Source organism: Moorena sp., assembly GCF_982860115.1.
This window is the reverse complement of the sequence record NZ_CEYLVT010000045.1, coordinates 23111-39876: the sequence shown is the minus strand read 5'-3', so window position 1 is coordinate 39876 and position 16766 is coordinate 23111. Positions and strand designations below refer to the sequence as shown.

At 43.3% G+C, this 16766-nt stretch carries 11 protein-coding genes; 3 read left to right on the top strand and 8 right to left on the bottom strand.

All coding sequences use genetic code 11. The features are described from left to right. Positions 1-46: 46 nt before the first annotated feature. Together AC4II3_RS10520 and AC4II3_RS10515 are read right to left on the bottom strand one after the other, a co-directional pair. Positions 47-3217 (bottom strand): efflux RND transporter permease subunit, encoded by a 3171-nt coding sequence (locus tag AC4II3_RS10520; protein WP_488007882.1) that lies wholly within the window; start codon positions 3215-3217, stop codon positions 47-49. A gap of 26 nt (positions 3218-3243) precedes the next feature. Next, entirely contained in the window at positions 3244-4905 is a 1662-nt protein-coding gene (locus tag AC4II3_RS10515; RefSeq protein WP_488007880.1) for an efflux RND transporter periplasmic adaptor subunit, read from the bottom strand. Between the two features lie 489 nt (positions 4906-5394). Between AC4II3_RS10515 and rppA the strand changes: the two genes are divergently transcribed. Further along, positions 5395-6093, top strand: coding sequence for a two-component system response regulator RppA (gene rppA, locus AC4II3_RS10510; RefSeq protein ID WP_488007878.1), 699 nt, complete (start codon positions 5395-5397; stop codon positions 6091-6093). Then, positions 6090-7502 carry a two-component system sensor histidine kinase RppB gene (rppB, locus tag AC4II3_RS10505; protein ID WP_488007876.1) on the top strand — a complete coding sequence of 471 codons (1413 nt, stop codon included), beginning with the start codon at positions 6090-6092 and terminating at the stop codon, positions 7500-7502. The genes rppA and rppB overlap by 4 nt, the downstream gene beginning before the upstream one ends. Before the next feature lie 254 nt (positions 7503-7756). On the opposite strand, the gene AC4II3_RS10500 is transcribed toward rppB, so the two are convergent. From AC4II3_RS10500 to AC4II3_RS10480, 5 genes are all read right to left on the bottom strand, one after another. Beyond that, a complete protein-coding gene (locus AC4II3_RS10500; RefSeq protein ID WP_488007874.1) occupies positions 7757-8269 on the bottom strand; it encodes a hypothetical protein in 513 nt (170 codons plus the stop codon). A 156-nt stretch (positions 8270-8425) separates the two neighbouring features. Then, complete coding sequence (locus AC4II3_RS10495) at positions 8426-11845, bottom strand: CHAT domain-containing protein (RefSeq protein WP_488007872.1); 3420 nt, start codon at positions 11843-11845, stop codon at positions 8426-8428. Positions 11846-12019: 174 nt separating this feature from the next. Continuing rightward, on the bottom strand, positions 12020-12778 hold the full coding sequence (locus AC4II3_RS10490) for a hypothetical protein (protein WP_488007870.1): 759 nt from the start codon (positions 12776-12778) through the stop codon (positions 12020-12022). A 472-nt stretch (positions 12779-13250) separates the two neighbouring features. Further along, positions 13251-13727, bottom strand: coding sequence for a Dps family protein (locus AC4II3_RS10485; RefSeq protein ID WP_488007868.1), 477 nt, complete (start codon positions 13725-13727; stop codon positions 13251-13253). Positions 13728-13864: 137 nt separating this feature from the next. Then, positions 13865-14128, bottom strand: coding sequence for a ParB N-terminal domain-containing protein (locus tag AC4II3_RS10480; RefSeq protein WP_070390838.1), 264 nt, complete (start codon positions 14126-14128; stop codon positions 13865-13867). 183 nt (positions 14129-14311) lie between these two features. Here AC4II3_RS10480 and AC4II3_RS10475 point away from each other — a divergent pair, with 183 nt between their 5' ends. Next, entirely contained in the window at positions 14312-15352 is a 1041-nt protein-coding gene (locus AC4II3_RS10475; RefSeq protein WP_488007867.1) for an agmatinase family protein, read from the top strand. 163 nt (positions 15353-15515) lie between these two features. Here the strand turns inward: AC4II3_RS10475 and AC4II3_RS10470 are convergent, their stop codons facing one another. After that, complete coding sequence (locus tag AC4II3_RS10470) at positions 15516-16625, bottom strand: homospermidine biosynthesis protein (protein WP_488007865.1); 1110 nt, start codon at positions 16623-16625, stop codon at positions 15516-15518. Between the last annotated feature and the right edge of the window lie 141 nt (positions 16626-16766).

Sequence of the window (16766 nt, the reverse complement as noted above, 5' to 3'; positions counted from 1 at the left end):
TTTTTATGCTCCCTGCTCCCTGCTCCCTGCTCCCTGCTCCCTGTCACTATTGACCCACCACTGAACCACTTTTAAAAGATGAATTTAAGTCTTCAGGTGAAATACCAGAATTGATGGGTTTAGATCTGAAAAAGCGACCAAACTGAGCATACAAAGCTGGTAATACCAATAAGGTTAAAGCTGTAGACGTAAACAACCCTCCCAAAACAACTATTGCCAATGGCTGTAAAATTTCTTTCCCTGCCCCTGTGCCAATTACCAGAGGAACCATCCCTAACGCTGAAGTCAATGCCGTCATTAAAATTGCTACTAATCGTTCCGTTGAACCTTCAATAATTACTTGCTTTAAAGGCATTCCCTGAGCCAATTTATTATTGTAATTATCTACCAGAAGTAAACCATTGCGGGTAGCAACACCAAAGAGAGTGATAAACCCTACCATGGAAGCAACAGAGAGAATACCACCACCGAGGGCAACGGAAAAAATTCCCCCAGTTAATGCTAGAGGCAGATTGAGCATAATCATTACTGTTGCTGAAATTGACTTCACCGCAAAGTACATTAAAACAGCAATCACAATCAGTGCCAGAGTACCGAATACTAGTAAATTTTGAGATGCTCGTTGTTCTGATTCAAACTGTCCTCCATATTGGATAAAGTAGCCTGAAGGTAATTGCACTCTCTGCTTGACTGTGGCTTGAATCTCTTCAACTACACTACCTAAATCTCGATCAGCAACATTAGCTGAAACCACAATCAGCCGAGAAACATTTTCGCGGTTAATGGTGTTGGGTCCCTTACCATAACTAATCTGAGCAACTTGGGCAAGAGGAATCTTAGTGCCCGTGGGAGTGTCAACTAGCAGGTTGCTGATAGTATTAAGATTGTTGCGGTATTCGGCTTTCAACCACACTACCAAATCAAATAACTGTTGCTCTTCCAGTACCTGGGAGACAACTCTACCATTGAGAGCAGTTTCAACAATTTCTGAAAGCTGACCAACACTAAGACCATAACGGGCAGCAGCAGTGCGGTCAAACTTAATTTGCACCTGTTTGATCGGAATTTGGGGTTCAAGAATTAGATCCACCACACCAGGAATATCTTGCATGGCATCTCGAACTTGAGCACCAATAGTTCGTAATTCCGAAAGTTCCGGACCAAAAATTTTGACTGCGATCGCACTCCTGACTCCTGAGAGGACTTCATCCATGCGGTGGGAAATAAAACCACCAATACTAGGGGCTACCCCCGGTAACTTAGCAAATTCCTCACGGAGTTTCTCAATTGTTGCTTTTCGGTCTTTCATCCCCTCCTCTGAAATTTCCACATCCAAATGGCCGAGAGTAACACTACCAGCATCAGCATCACCGGGAGCACGGCCTGAACGTAACTGCACTGACTCAAACCGGGGGTCATCTTTGAGAGCTAGTTCCATGGCTGAACCAGCCCGATTCGTCATTTCCAGAGAGACACCGGGATAGAGAGTGAAAGCATTGACAAGCGATCGCTCCTGAAACTCTGGTAAAAAGACTCGTCCTAGAGAGGTAAAAATAATTAGAGAAGCGACAAACCCTGCTACTGCTGTTAGCAAAACTAGACTGGGAGCATGAAGAGAAAATCGAATTAATGGCTGATATAGTTTCTTGGAAAACCGCGCTACCCAAGTTTCTTCTTCTGGTAACTGTACAGTAGCAAGCAAGAAAGCACACAAAGCTGGACTCAGAGTCAAGGCTACAAATGTAGAGGCAAAAATTGAGACTAGATAGGCTACTCCCATCGGTGCAAAGATACGACCTTCAACACCAGTAAGGGTGAAAATTGGTGCGAATACTACAGCAATAATTACTGTAGAAAACAGCACACTCACTCGCACTTCCACTGAGGTGTTATAAACCACCTGTAAAGGGTTGATAGGATTTCCTGCTTGCTGATTTTTTCGTAATCCCCGGTAGCAATTTTCCATGTCCACAATCGAGTCATCCACCACTGACCCAATCGCTACAGCTAGTCCTCCCAGAGTCATGGTATTAATTCCCAAACCAAAGAGATTGAGTAACATCATCCCAATCAACAAAGACAGAGGAATGGCGCTGAGGGTAATAATGGCAGTGCGCCAGTTCATCAAGAACAGAAACAGAATAATAGAAACAATGATGATGCCATCGCGTAGGGCATTCCTGACATTTTTAATTGAGGCATCAATAAAATCGGATTGGCGGAAGGTAACAGTAACCTTGACATTCTCCGGCAAACCCCCTTTAATTTCCTCCATGGCTGCTTCTACCGCTTTGGTAACAGTAGGAGTATCAACCAGGGGCTGTTTGTTAACTAGCACCACAATCGCTTTTTTCCCATCCAAGCTACCATCACCCCGCTTCAAGGCAGCACCAATGCGGACATCAGCAAGATCAGAAAGCAGCACTGGTGTGCCATTACGTGCCACTACCACCGATTGTTCTAAATCCTCGATTGACTCAACTCGTCCAATGCCTCGAATTAATAGTTCCTTGTCTGGGCCAATCAGAAAGCCACCCGCTGCATTAGTATTTGCTGCTGCTGCTGCTTCCGTAACTTCTGTTAAGGAAACATCAAAAGCGGTTAACTTGGCAGGGTCAACCAGTACCTGATACTGACGTACATCTCCCCCATAGGCAATTACCTGAGTTACCCCCGCTACTGCCAATAATTGGTTGGTAATATCTCGGTCAACCAATCGACGCACAGCCATTAGGTCAATTTTAGAGGGGACATCTCCCGTCTCTACATCTTCGTCAATGGTAAAAGCGTAGGAAAGAATGGTGCCAATGGGGGAGGAAAGGGGAGAAATTTGTGGTGATTCTACTCCTTCCGGTAATCTGGCAGCAGCTTGTTGTAACCGTTCAGTTACTAACTGGCGAGCTTGATAGATATTAGTATCCCATTTGAAGATAACTTTTACTACAGAAATGCCCACTCCCGAAGACGAGCGTACTGTAGTCAATCCAGGAATGCCATTGATTGCACTTTCAACGGGCATTGTGACTAAAGATTCCACTTCTTCTGGAGCCAATCCCGGCGCTTCCGTTTGAATTTCAACTTGGGGAGGAGCAAAATTCGGAAATACATCTAAGGGCATTTGGGAAACAATGCGAAATCCCCAAACTGTGACGATGATAGCGCCAATTACAACTAGCCAACGTCGAGCAATAGACCACTTAAGGATGGAGTTGAGCATGTTGGTCTTACCTATAGCCTTGCTGATTATTGCCTGTTTACGAAACGATTAGGAATCGCGGAATCTAAATAGCCATCCCCATTGCTCTGACCATTTCCTTTTACATCAGCAGTGGAATGATAGTTATTATTGGTCGGTTCATCTGAAATTTCTATAGGTGCTGGTCTTGATTGTGAAGCAGTGCGCTGTCCCAGCATAAAAGCACCAGCTGTAATTACCCCTCCTACAGGAAAAACCCACCACCAGGGTAGGCTAGCAACATTAAGGTTAGTCGATGTTGCCTCATGATTATGCCCTTCCTGGTCATGTTCATGGTGATCAGCTTTAGAGCCACCCCTTAAGGATTGGGCGTACAACATCACCCCCCCTTCAGCGACAATCTGGTCACCTTCAAATAAACCATTCTTGACTTCGACCAAATCCCCAAAAGTTGAACCAACAGCAAGTTCTACAGGTTCATAGAAGTTCTGACCATTTTGTACATAAACCAGTTGTTTACCATTAGCCTCCACCAAAGCATCTTGAGGAATCGCTAAAGTAGCTACATTGGTTTTATCAGTAAAAATCTTTAATTGAGCAAACATTCCTGGTTTTAGTTGCCCTCCAGGATTATCCAACCTTACCCTCACTGGCACTACTCGTGTCTGACCTGCTACTATCGGGTCGATTTGGCTAACTTGACCTGTAAAAGTCTGATTAGGCAGACTAGAAACTTCTAATCTGACCTTTTGGCCTATTTTTACCTTGTATAAGTCTTTTTCATAAATATTAGCAGTTGCCCAGACTTGATTATTGTTAACAATCGTCATCAGTTGCCCACCTGCGTCTTCAAAGGATTCACCCAAGGTTACTTGCCATTGCGCTACTGTACCGGAAATTGGAGCAAGCACCGTTACCTTTCCTTGCTCATTAGCAGAATTACTAAGTTGTTCCAGTCGGGTTTTGTAGGTAGTATCGCTCAGTTGAACCCGAGATTTGGCAGCCTTAACTGCTGTTTGAGCCCGTTTTAGTTCTGCTTCTGCTTCCAGAACCTCTCGACGGCTAAATGCTCTTTTCAGTAAGGTTTTAGCCTCTGCTAGCTTAGTTTTTGACTCTAGCATCTGACGTCGAGCCAGAGCACCTTCGATTGCTAATGCTAGGTCTTTATCGTACTCTTCTTGGGCTACTGCTAGCTGAGTTTCAGCTTCATCGATTTCAGCAGCAGCTATTTGACGCTGACGTTCTAAATTTTCCCTAGCTAGTTCCAGATTTGCCTCAGCTTCTCCCAATGTTGCCTTAGCTTCAGTCAGTCTGTCGAGAGACTCAACCCGCAATTCAATTAACTCCAAGCTAGAGATGACAGCAACCGCTTGACCTTTTTTGACCCTCTGACCTGGTTTGACCAAAAGTTTAGCAACTGTACCGGGAATCGGCGCTGTTACTTGCGCCTGTTGGTTGGGCTGGGTTTCAATTTGCCCAGTGGTTTTAATACCAATATCCAAAAACTGCCTATAGACGGATTGGAGTTTAATCCCAATTTGACTAGCGGTTGTCGCATCTACCTCAATTCCTTCGGGATTGCTGGTGGCTTCGGTTCCGCTTTGGAACTCATTACCATGTCCGGCATGGGCGAAAACAGCAACTGGTGCGATCGCTATCAGCAGCAAAAAGGTAAACGTTGAAGCCAGGATTGTTTCTGTCTTGTGCATAACATAATTTTGGATCAGTGCTTTTTATCCTCAGGAGAGGGTGCAAGTAATCACCATAGTCTCCACCCAGACACCTAAAATGTCAGGATGGTCGTTTGCTGTCGTCTTGATTAAGTATCACAAGCAAATATGAAATCAGGATGAAATGTCACGTATCGATGAAATTATTTTTTGTTAGGACTTTCGTAAGGCTTCAGCTTATGAGAGTATAAAATTGATTTGTTAAAATTTGTTAATCACTGTCATAATTTAATTCTATGTTTTATAATTAATGCTTTATAATCTATGTATAAATTGTGATAATTGTTGATGGCATATTATATAATTGCTACTCGCTAATCCCTGGTCCGAATTTATCTTTGTTATTATATAATATGGCTATAGGTTCGTGCAGCTTTAAGCTAATTTATTCAAGGAAAGTTACACCCTTACCCGCTTTCTTTCCCGCATATCGCTAGTATAGACAAAGTATCAAGCCGCAAAAGACAGATGAGAGTACTGCTAGTTGAAGATGAGCCAGACTTGGGTGCTGCAATTAAGCGAGCGTTAAATATAGAGAAATACGTGGTGGACTTAGTTGTTAACGGCACTGACGCTTGGGGTTATTTGAACAACCATGAAACCCAATATACCCTGGCTATATTCGACTGGTTGCTACCAGGGATATCGGGACTAGAGTTACTGCGTCAGTTACGCTATCATAATAATCCCTTGCCTATTTTGATGCTAACGGCAAAAGACCGCTTGGAAGATAGAGTGATGGGTTTGGATACGGGAGCCGATGACTATTTAGTGAAACCGTTCCGAATGGCAGAGTTGCTAGCAAGAGTTAGAGCCTTGCACCGGCGAACACCTCTACTCCAGCCCCAACAACTTCAGGTGGGTGACCTTATTTTAGAGTATGGTAACCGAACGGTTTATCGTCTTGCTGCTAACGGTGAGAAACTCGACATTCCACTAACGAATAAAGAATTTCAGCTCTTAGAGTATTTCATGAAGCATCCCAATCAGGTGATGACCACCAACCAAATTCGCAATCAACTTTGGGAAGTGAGTGCAGAACCGATTAGTAACGTAGTGGCGGCTCAAATGCGCTTGCTACGTCGGAAACTCGAATCAATCAACTCCAGCATTCCGATTGAAACCGTTCATGGTTTGGGATATCGTCTCAATCTCAAAAAATCATGAATCGAAATAAGCTATTTAACCAGACTCGTGGGAAATTAGCACTTTCCTATGCCATCGTCATGGGGTTTATTTTGAGCCTGTTGGGATTTGGTGTTTACAGAGCGATCGCTCATGCCCATTTAGTCACTTCAGACCGGGAGTTAAAATCTGTTGCGGGAACACTCCATGATAGTCTGGAATTGAAGCTCAAGGAACCGGGACAGGTAGAGCCGATAATTGGGGAACTATTACCGAATCTGTGTATCGTTGGAGTGAACTGTTCCCAACCACTGGTGAGTTCCCAACGCCACATCCTCAGTGCTATTAGCCAAGGTCACTACTACATCCGGCTATTTGATACCTCAGGACGTTTAATTGCCGTTGCAGGAACTTACCCAGAGGGATTACCCCAGGTGTTTAATCAAGCACCTTGGCAAACCCTGTCCGATGGTAAGGGCAACTCCTATCACCAAATTTCTCTATCGCTACATACTCAAGATCAGCGGGATTGGGGGTATTTGCAGGTGGGGCACTCTCTCCAATACCTCAACGACTACCTCAATACGATAAAATTAATCTTGGCATTGGGTTTGCCAATGGCAATTATCTTAGTCGGCAGTGGGAGTTGGTGGTTAGCAGGGTTGGCAATGGAACCTATTTACCAATCCTATAGACAGATTCAACAGTTTACCGCTGATGCTGCCCACGAGCTACGAACACCGATAGCGGCTACACTGGCAACGGTTGAATCGGGGCTTTTGATGCCTAGCTTGGATCAACAAGAAGCACGAAACATTCTGGAAATTGTTGAACGTCAAAATCAGCGGCTGAGTCAGTTAGTTGCGGATTTGTTGTTGTTGTCTCGCTTAGATAGACAACCAGCATCTGTAGGTCACCAGACATGCTGTCTCAATGACCTGGTTAGCGATTTAGTTGAGGAATTAGCAGCCTTGGCAATCGCTTCCGAGATTAAGTTGACATCTTCGGTGCGAGTGCCAACTATTCTGGAAGTTATGGGTGATTCTGAGCAGCTTTATCGCCTAGTTTCTAATTTAATTATTAATGGTATCCAATACACCCCTGTGGGTGGTAAAGTAACTGTTATTTTAGATAAGAGCGACCAACACGCGGTGATCCAGGTAGAAGATACGGGGATTGGTATTGCCCAAGAAGACCAAGGGCGAATTTTTGATCGCTTTTATCGAGTCAATAGCGATCGCTCTCGTCACACAGGAGGTTCCGGATTAGGGCTGGCAATTGCTAATGCGATCGCTCAAGCACACCACGGTAGCTTACAAGTATACAGCGAACAAGGTGTTGGTAGTAGGTTTACTCTTCGATTCCCCAAGGCAGTTACTTCGTTTGATCAGGAACACTTTAGCGCTCCAGTTTTTTTCCAGTCCAATTCCGAAGTGAAGTATGAAAGATAAAGGAAGAAAGTCTAGTAGGGTGCGTTAGGGGCGCTCACCCTCATTTTCCGCCTCAACGCCCGGGTTAGGTTGCTGCCCTATTGTAACGGGCAAGATGCCCGTTCCACCCACCGGGTCAAACATAAAAAGTGAGATGCACCCAACGCATCTTATATAGGACTACGTATTAAGAGGACATTGATACAAGCTGAAACGCTCTTTTAGTGAACTTTTGCCTCTTGCCTCTTGCCTCTTGCCTTGCGCGTAGCGCTATATCATTGCGTGTCGCTTCTTGCTTCAATTATTACCTCTCCTGGTTTTTGCTCACACAGTGTATCACCCTTAGCTTGTCCTAATTGATCGTACTTAGATTGCTCAGGAAATACTCTGATTTCAACGATATTCTTTCGCTCAGATTTGCTCCAGCTTCTCTTACCTGTAAGCCCAAGGCAGACAGGTTGACCAGATTTTTCCAATTCTTTTAATACTCCCTGAAAATCCGAGGAATTTTTCTTTGCGTCTTCATCTATATTGATCAAGGAGAAATGGTGAGTATTTGCTTGTCTGTCAGTCCATACTTCATAGGTTCCTGCCTTTTTATAATTTTCATAAAGATTGGTATCGGTATTTATAATTTTAGTACCAACCCACTCTTGGGCAACTGGGTTTGTTTCTGCCTTCGGTAGAATAAAATCGTTTACTAAATAGAATACTGTAATTAGTGAACTCAAAATACTGATACTACTAATAAATATTTGCAAATTGGATGTATTTAAAATTATATTCATATGTATATTTTTTTTTATTATTTGTTATATTATTCATAATAATTATGTTTTATATTTTTATTATAACAATATTTTTTAATCATTGAAATTCTCTATATTCCTACAAGTATATATAGGAAAATAATCCCGATATTCTACAAGTTATAGATAAAATAATTACAATCCTTGACATGTAAAAGCAGCCCAGTAAAATGGGTGTGCAAAAGGTTTGTCACTACCTTGAACTTGATTAAACCGTTGCGACCAAAGTTTCTTTAACTTTTGATCAAAAGGTAACTGTCTCTGCTCAATCCACTCCTCCAGTTCGTAGAGAGTGGTATCTCGGAGCCAACGTTGAGCTTGGCTGAGTGCTATAGTGGCTGATGTTTTATTTTTGAGATTTTCATAAAACTTGATCATCATAAATGTTGTGGAAAGGTCATCCACTTCCCAGAGACTGCTAACGACATTTGAACTGCCTGCATAGAGAAAGCCACTGGGCAAGCTTGTGTACTCATCACTGAGGCTAGTAATGTCTATCAATCCTGTCTCGCAAGCTGAGAGAGTAACCAAGCGACATTTTGATAAGTTAAATTCAAATATTTCCCCCAAAGTTAAGAGTCCATTCCCAGTTAAGTCTTCATCATTTGCTAATCTAAGCCCTGATTCTAGAGGTGAATCTAAGTTGAAGTTACCATGGCAAGAGAAGTGAACAATGTTAGCATTCTGTAGAGCATTTTCCTGATTCAATGCCTCTTTAGTAGCAGCTTTAGTAGCAGCTTGTTTCGCCAAGATATAAGCCTGGTCAAACTGGGAACTAATAGCGCTTACTTCAAGGTCAGTGAAGTCTAGGTCGTCAGTGGGATTTTGGACAATGAACAGACGATCAAGATTATGCTGTTGAGGTGAGGTATGTCTTGCCTCTACAGTGTGCAATAGCTGGCAGCTAGGAGCATAACTTACTCCACCAGGGTAGAGGTCTAACAGGCGATTTTGACGTTTTTGCTCAACAATGTCATCTTTTGCCAGAGGCAATTCTCTTTTGGTATTTTCTTCCCTAAGCTGAGTAGATATTGCCAGAGATTCTCCGAAAGTCAAATTATTAAGTAATTCAGTAGCGCTATTCTGACTGTTGACTTTGGCATCTTGACCTCCTACCTCTAGGGCGTGGAGGGGAAACATATGGAGAAAGCGATGGGGGATTAGAATCAGTCTCTGGCAGTTTATGGGAATCAGAGAGAGTAAATGGTTGAGGTTTAGAATATCAGCAAGTTGCCGTAAACGATCATCTAATTCATTTCGCCATTGTTGCTTATTATCATAGTAGGAACTGAGATAGCTACTAGTCCAATCTAACAAGGTTTGTAGGTCTTCTGGGGAGGCTTGCCAAACCATAGGCATATGGCTGCAGGATGTGACAATGAAAGTTAAAAATGTCTCGCTTGTGACATACCACTCGATCAGAGCAGTTTGCTGATCGGGCAGCAATTGCTTAATCTGTTTAAAAGAGATGGGTTCAATTTTCTGAGTAAGGTTAAAGGCAGGATCGATGGGGTGAATATCATGCTTGATTAACTGATCTAGTTGTCTGATCAGTTGCTCTAACTTAGTGCGGTTTTCCTTTATATCAATAGAGGGATCAAAACTACCATCTATAGATCTAATGCTTTCTTTGATGTTAAGCCTACGCTCTTCCCTGACAATTTCCCGGCGCAGGCGATCTAGCTCTTTGAGGACAGTTTTGGGAATGTTGCCTTTGGGGTAAAGGTTTTTATTTACCAGTATTTCAACAAGGTTACGAGCTTTGCTGCGCTCGACATATTCAAGAGCCCGGTCAAACTGTTCGGTATTGATGCAGGCTTGCACCATGTTGCTGTAAACATCTATCGCTGCTGAGAGAATCTCTTCACGCCTTGCCTCAGTACTAGCCCAGCTACGGCTTTGCTCGACCGCTTCAATAGCAATATCATACCCTTCAATGGCTTCTGTCCAGAAGGCAGCAGCAAAAGCTGTATCGCCTAAATTCCGTCCAACCCTAAGGCAGTCTACTGGAAAAGCTGTAGGGAAAAAAACCTCTAAAGCATTTTTATAGCAAGTAAGTGCCTTGGCAATCTGTCCCAACTCGCGATAAGCAGTAGCTAAATTACTCTGAGTCCTAGCCCATTGTTCTGGGAATGCCTCGCGGGTGTAAACCTGTAAGGCTCTTTGGCTGCAGCCAATAGCAAGTTCAAGATTGTCAGCTCTGTTTCCACGAATGCGATCGCTATAGGCAATGGCCAGATTACTTTGAGTAGCAGCCCAATCCATTGGAAAAGCCTCTCTAGTGCGGACTTCCAAAGCACTATAGTAAGCCTGAATCGACATTTCCAGGTTTGTTGCTTTGTCACCTCGAATACGCTCCCGGTAAGCAACTGCTAGGTTGTTTTGGGTCATTGCCCAAGGGTGGGGAAATGCTGAACGAGTATAAACCTGTAAGGCTCTTTGGCTGCAGGTAATAGCTTTTTCTACATTTTCAGCTCTGTTTCCAGGAATGCGATCGCTATAGGCAATGGCCAGATTACTTTGAGTAGCAGCCCAATCTATCGGAAAATCCTCTTTAGTGCGGACTTCCAAAGCACAATGGTAGGCTTGGAGTGCCATTTCCAGGTTATCAGCTTGATCACCGCGAATGCGTTTGCTGTAGACCGCACCTAAGTTATTGTTGATTGTAGACCACTGTTGAGGAAATGCCTCGCGAGTATAAACTCGCAAAGCATTTTGATAGCAAGCAATGGCTTTCTCTAAATTCTCGGTCTTTTCCCCATAAATGCGATCACTATAGGCATTTGCTAAATTGTTTTGAGTAGCAGCCCATAGCTGTGGAAATTCATTACAGGTGTATACTAGTAAAGCATTTTGATAGCAAGCAATAGCTTGCTCCATATTCTCAGCTCTATTTCCCAAAATCCGGTCTTTATATCCATTGCCCAGATTATTTTGGATTATGCCCCACTCCTCTGGAAAGGCTTCGCGGGTGAAGGTCGTTAGTCCAATTTCAAATCCAGTGATTGCCATCTCCAGATTGATTGCTCTACTACCTAGCGGAAACTGTTTAATCAAGTTACTGAAATCACTAAGTATAACGGCGATATCTTGTGCTTGTTCTGGCTCTATTTCCGATAGTTTTATCTCAAACCAGACTCTAAAAATTTTAGCCAATTTATCATCTAGTTTGTCGAGATTTGCTTGTAGTAATGGATAGACCACCTGAGGATTACCCTGACTCTCCGCAGTTGCCTGTAAAACCTCCATCAAAAACTCAACATAGTCTTCATAAATAGACAATTCTGCTGAGTTACTTTTTTTAGTTGTCTGACTCTTAACCTGCTCTAATCCCCCCAGCGCTTCAGCTAATTGCTCTGCTAGGTTTTGCAACCAATCAGCCGCTTTACGATCACCCTGTTCTGCAAGTGTTTCGGAAACTCCTACCATTGTGAGTATCAAGTTTTTATCTATCAACTCTTGATTAGCTATCAGAATTTCTGATTCTTTCCCACTAGAGCAGGTAAGTAAAGCATTGATTAATTTTAAATAAGCTTTACTAGATTGTTCATCCATAATTTAATTACTGGGTCTGAGTCACATTTATCAGTCACTGAAAAGACCAGGTAGTATGTGCTTTCAACGATTAATAATCCCCCCTCAGAACCACCATGGAATCTGCCAGGGAAACTATCCAAGTCATTCCATTCCTCTACTGTCAGTTTGGGCTGATTTGCCGGTTTGATTTAGTCATGACTGCAAGTACTCCCTGATTTTTGGTGCAAATTCTTGAAGGCAACGGTCGTGAAATAGAGCAGTTGCTTTCAGTTTAGTACCTAAGCAGTCTGCAATTTCTTGCCACTCATAACCATCAACCCTCAGTAGCGCAATGGCTCGAAAATTTGCTTTGGCAAGCTTCCGCATATGCCTACACTTGAAAAGTCCTTCTGGATCTTCCCTGATACAATCCACAATCTGTTCGGAAAGCAGACGAGCTGTTTCAGAAGGAAGGATATCTAACAACACATAAGACTCGTCAGTGTGACCAGACTCAGAATTGCTAAGTGGTGTATAGATGGAAACTGTTTTGACCCATTTCTTTGTTCCCTGCTTGACAAAGGAATAGTTGCCGAGGTGATCGTTTATAATCTGGTTAACTATGTGAGTCTTGAGAGATCTCACATAACGTGTTACACTTCCTTTGTTGGGGTCAATTTCCCTATTCTGAATCTTCCTAGTAAGTCTCAGACTAATTTCTTGTGTGGTTACTTCAGTAACCTCTTGGTAAATCTCCCTTGGTAAGGGTAATTCATGGTTTTTTGGAGACACTTTAAGCCAACCAGGTTGGGAAATTTCTGAAATCAGCTTTCTCAGAGCACGATTCTGCTCAAAGCTCCTAGAAGGTAGGTTCTGAGCTTTCAGACCTTGAGCATTTATGTTATCATCGGTTGTAGCTTCATTGATATCCTTATTTTCCTCAGAGGATGCTGGCTTTTTATTTTCATTCATTGAATAGTTTCCTTAAATTAGCTGTTTTGATCTCTGGACAGCGGTTGTCAGCTAAAACTCAGATATGAAGTTCTGCACCACAACCCGCTTAGCTACTTGTATCGAAAAAATCCTGAAGTTCTACAAACGAGCAAAATTTTTTTATTTTACTCAAATACCATTTTTAGAATTCAGCTAGGGCAAGGTAATTTTTAGGGATAAGTTGCTTTAACAGTTGCAAAGTGAGATAATTTGTAGAACCGCTAAATATAGCGCTATATTTAGCGGAAATAAAATTTATAACTATTGAAGGCTTCACCTAAAGGCTGAAATATGAAAGATAAAGGAAAAAAGTGACATCTTGAGGGATGAATACATATAGATCAAAATATACAAGTTGTTGAACAACCGATAAATTAGACTATTTCATCCTTCATCATTAATACCTTATACTTCATCCTTTATCCTTCATACTTAATCCTTAATAAGCTTATTAGAGAATACTGCGCAGCATCCAAGCCGTTTTCTCATGTATACTCATGCGTTCGGTCAACAGGTCAGCTGTAGACTCATCGTTAGCACGTTCAGCGGCTGGGAAAACAGACCGTGCAGTTCTTACCACTGCCTCATTGGCTTCCACTAGCAAGCGCACCATTTCCTCAGCCTCCGGAACATCGCTGGTTTCTGGAATGGAGGATAATTCCGCATACTGACTGTAGCTGCCAGGAGCAGGATAGCCTAGGGTACGAATCCGCTCTGCTACCGCATCCACTGCTAAAGCCAACTCATTGTACTGTTGCTCAAACATCAGGTGTAGGGAGTTGAACATTGGTCCAGTAACATTCCAGTGGAAGGCATGAGTCTTCAGGTATAGGGTATAAGTGTCCGCTAGCAGACGAGACAATCCCTCAGCAATCTCTTTGCGGTCTTGTTCATCAATACCAATATTGACAGGTACAATCGTTGCCATAGTACTCTCCTAAAGGTTCCTACTCAAAACTAATAGTAGCGACGGTCAGCTTTAAACAGACTAATTTTAAGCAATTCTGGTTTCCTTGGGAATTAACCCAAGGTATAAACCTATTTTTGTCCCAAAATTGCTAATTTTCACGCTAAATGCCGTTTTAATACGGAACGAGGAGCGCGACGAACGCGGCACTTAATGGTTTTTTTTCCTAAACGCTGGTGTGCTTCGTAACGGTGGCAACCGGAAAAACCATAGTATTGCCCATCTACTTCTAACACATCAATCGGTTCGCGCAAACCCTCTTTAGCAATTGATTCCATTAGTGCCGCCACCTTGTTTGGATCATTTTGTCGTGGTAGGGGACGGCGGATTTGCTCTAGGGGAATTTCTTTGATATCTACCATAGTGCTAGTAATTTTTCAATTTAGTTTTGATGGTAATAGGGTTGGGGGTTAGGGGTTAGGGGTTGGGTTAAGGGTTTTTGTATTTAATGTAAGCTTCCCTAATCTAAGCATTCCTAATCCCTAATACCAGGATTCCCGTAGGGACTAGGGTCGGGTAGAATAGGAAAAATTAACCAAGGGCTAATGAATCAAGCCAGTTTTAATCCAAATGAGATTACTGTGCCCAATGGCTGCTTCTTTGGCTTGCCCTATTCGGTTGAGGAGGCTTCAATCGTTTTCCTTCCTGTTCCTTGGGACGTGACCACATCTTACCGAGAGGGCGCAGCAAACGGTCCCCAAGGGATAATAGAAGCTTCGGTACAGTTAGATTGGTACGACTTTGATGTACCCCAAGCTTGGGAAACCAGGTGCGGGACAATACCGATTAACTCAGCTATCCAAGACCAAAATCGTGCCATGAGGTTGATAGCTAAAGAGATTATTCAGTATTTAGAAGCTGGTGGCAATGTGGATGATGATGCGATCGCAAAACAGTTAGCCATCGTTAATAAAGCCTGTGCTGCACTCAACAACTGGGTTTACACTCAGGCCCTGGAACTGCTGGAGCAAGGCAAGCTGGTTGCCATCGTCGGTGGCGATCACAGTGTTCCTTTTGGGTTAATGCAAGCCCTAACACAGCAACACGAGGAATACGGCATTTTACAAATTGATGCCCATGCCGATCTCCGACAAGCCTATGAAGGGTTTACTTACTCCCATGCCTCGATCATGTACAATGCGCTGACCCTACCTCAGATTAATCGTTTAGTTCAGGTTGGCATCCGAGATGTTTGTGAAGAGGAAATGTCTTGGGCTCATAGCGATCGCCGGATTGTAATGTTTGATGACTGGCAGCTCAAAGCTAACACTTACGAAGGTATAACCTGGGCAGCCCAGTGCCAGGAAATTATTTCTAATTTACCGAATAAAGTTTATATTAGCTTTGACATTGACGGATTGAATCCCGCCTATTGTCCCAATACAGGTACTCCTGTTCCAGGAGGATTGGAATTTAATGAGGCAATTTATTTAGTGCGATCGCTAGTCAAAGCTGGAAAAACTATTATTGGTTTTGATCTGTGCGAAGTTGCTCCTGGAGACTCTGGTGATGAGTGGGATGGCAATGTTGGGGCTAGAATTTTGTACAAGCTTGCCTGTTTGACTAGGTATAGGACTAATTGCTAAAAAAATCAGCATATAGCGTTTGTATTTGAGATGTAAACCTAGGAACTCTTTTTTTATTGTCAAATAAAACTCTGGAGCTCTTTACCCTCTTGGCTCTTGCCTCTTGCCTTTTGTATGCAAGCCTTTTTCGACAATAAGTGTGTTTACAACCCAGATACAAACGCTATCTGACTGCTTTAGCTTGGGTAGCCAAATGTGCCTTTTTCAACTGCTCCAGTAGAGCTTTTCGTTGGTCATAAAGGCGTTTTAGAGGACGAGGCGCTACCTTAGCTAGGCAGTAAGCGGTCAGTAGGGGCATAGCAATGGTCGAGTCACAATAAACCACTACCGTTTCTGATAACTTCTGTGGGTCAAGCTTGCACCAAGAGACCGCCTCCGATGGGGTTGCTCCTGACAAACCCCCTGTATCTGGACGAGCATCAGTTACCTGAAGAAAGTAATCATGCCCCTTCTCATCAATACCCAAGACTTCTTGAAGATACGGTTCCGTCTGCAACATGAAATTTTTCGGCGAGCCACCTCCCAAGATCCAAATCCCACTGGCTCCCCCATGGTTTTTAGCTGCCAGCACAATTGCTGCCGTTTCATTCACATCCAAGGACACATCAATCACTGGTCCGGTTCCCCGCAACCCTAGCGCTGCTAAATTCATCCCAATCGAACTATCTCCAGGGCTGGAGGTATAGATCGGGACTCCTAACTGATAAGCTGCCGCCAGCAGGGATTGGTTTTCCAGTCCCAATGTCTGCTCCCGTGCAGCAATGTACTTACCACAGAGGTAGTGAAACTCTGCCGTTCCCATTCGACCCTTAAACTCAGGCTGTTCAATGATCTGACGAAAGAACTTATCCGTTGATAGCAGCACGTCATAATCGAAGAAAATGTCATAGATCCGGACAACTCCTTCTTTCTGCAATACCACATCACTAATATCGTGCCGCCCTTGATGGAGTTCCAATCCGATGCCAAAGTGAGTGTCGTGATAGAGATTGGCTCCCGTAGATACTATCCAATCGACAAACCCTGCCTCCATCAGTGGGATCACTGCGGCCATTCCTAAGCCTGCGGGGGTTAATGCTCCTGTCAAACTTAAACCCACCGTTACGTTTGGCTGCAACATCCGCTCTACCAATAATTGGCAGCCTTCTCGTAACCGACCGGAATTGTAGGCTAGAAACGTCTGGTCGATCAACTCTGTGATTGGGATTCCTGCGGTAATCGGATTTGGAGCGATTTTACGCCCTTGCAAAAAGCGATTTTCTTTGATGGGCATGTTAGTTAAATCACTCGGTAAAACTTACGCTTAACGACGGTTCTAACTTAAAGATAAACATTCTGTAATGTCAAGGTGAATGGTTCGTGCTTCATGGCACAGATTACCTTAGGGCTTGTCTGTGCCATCAATCATATATCC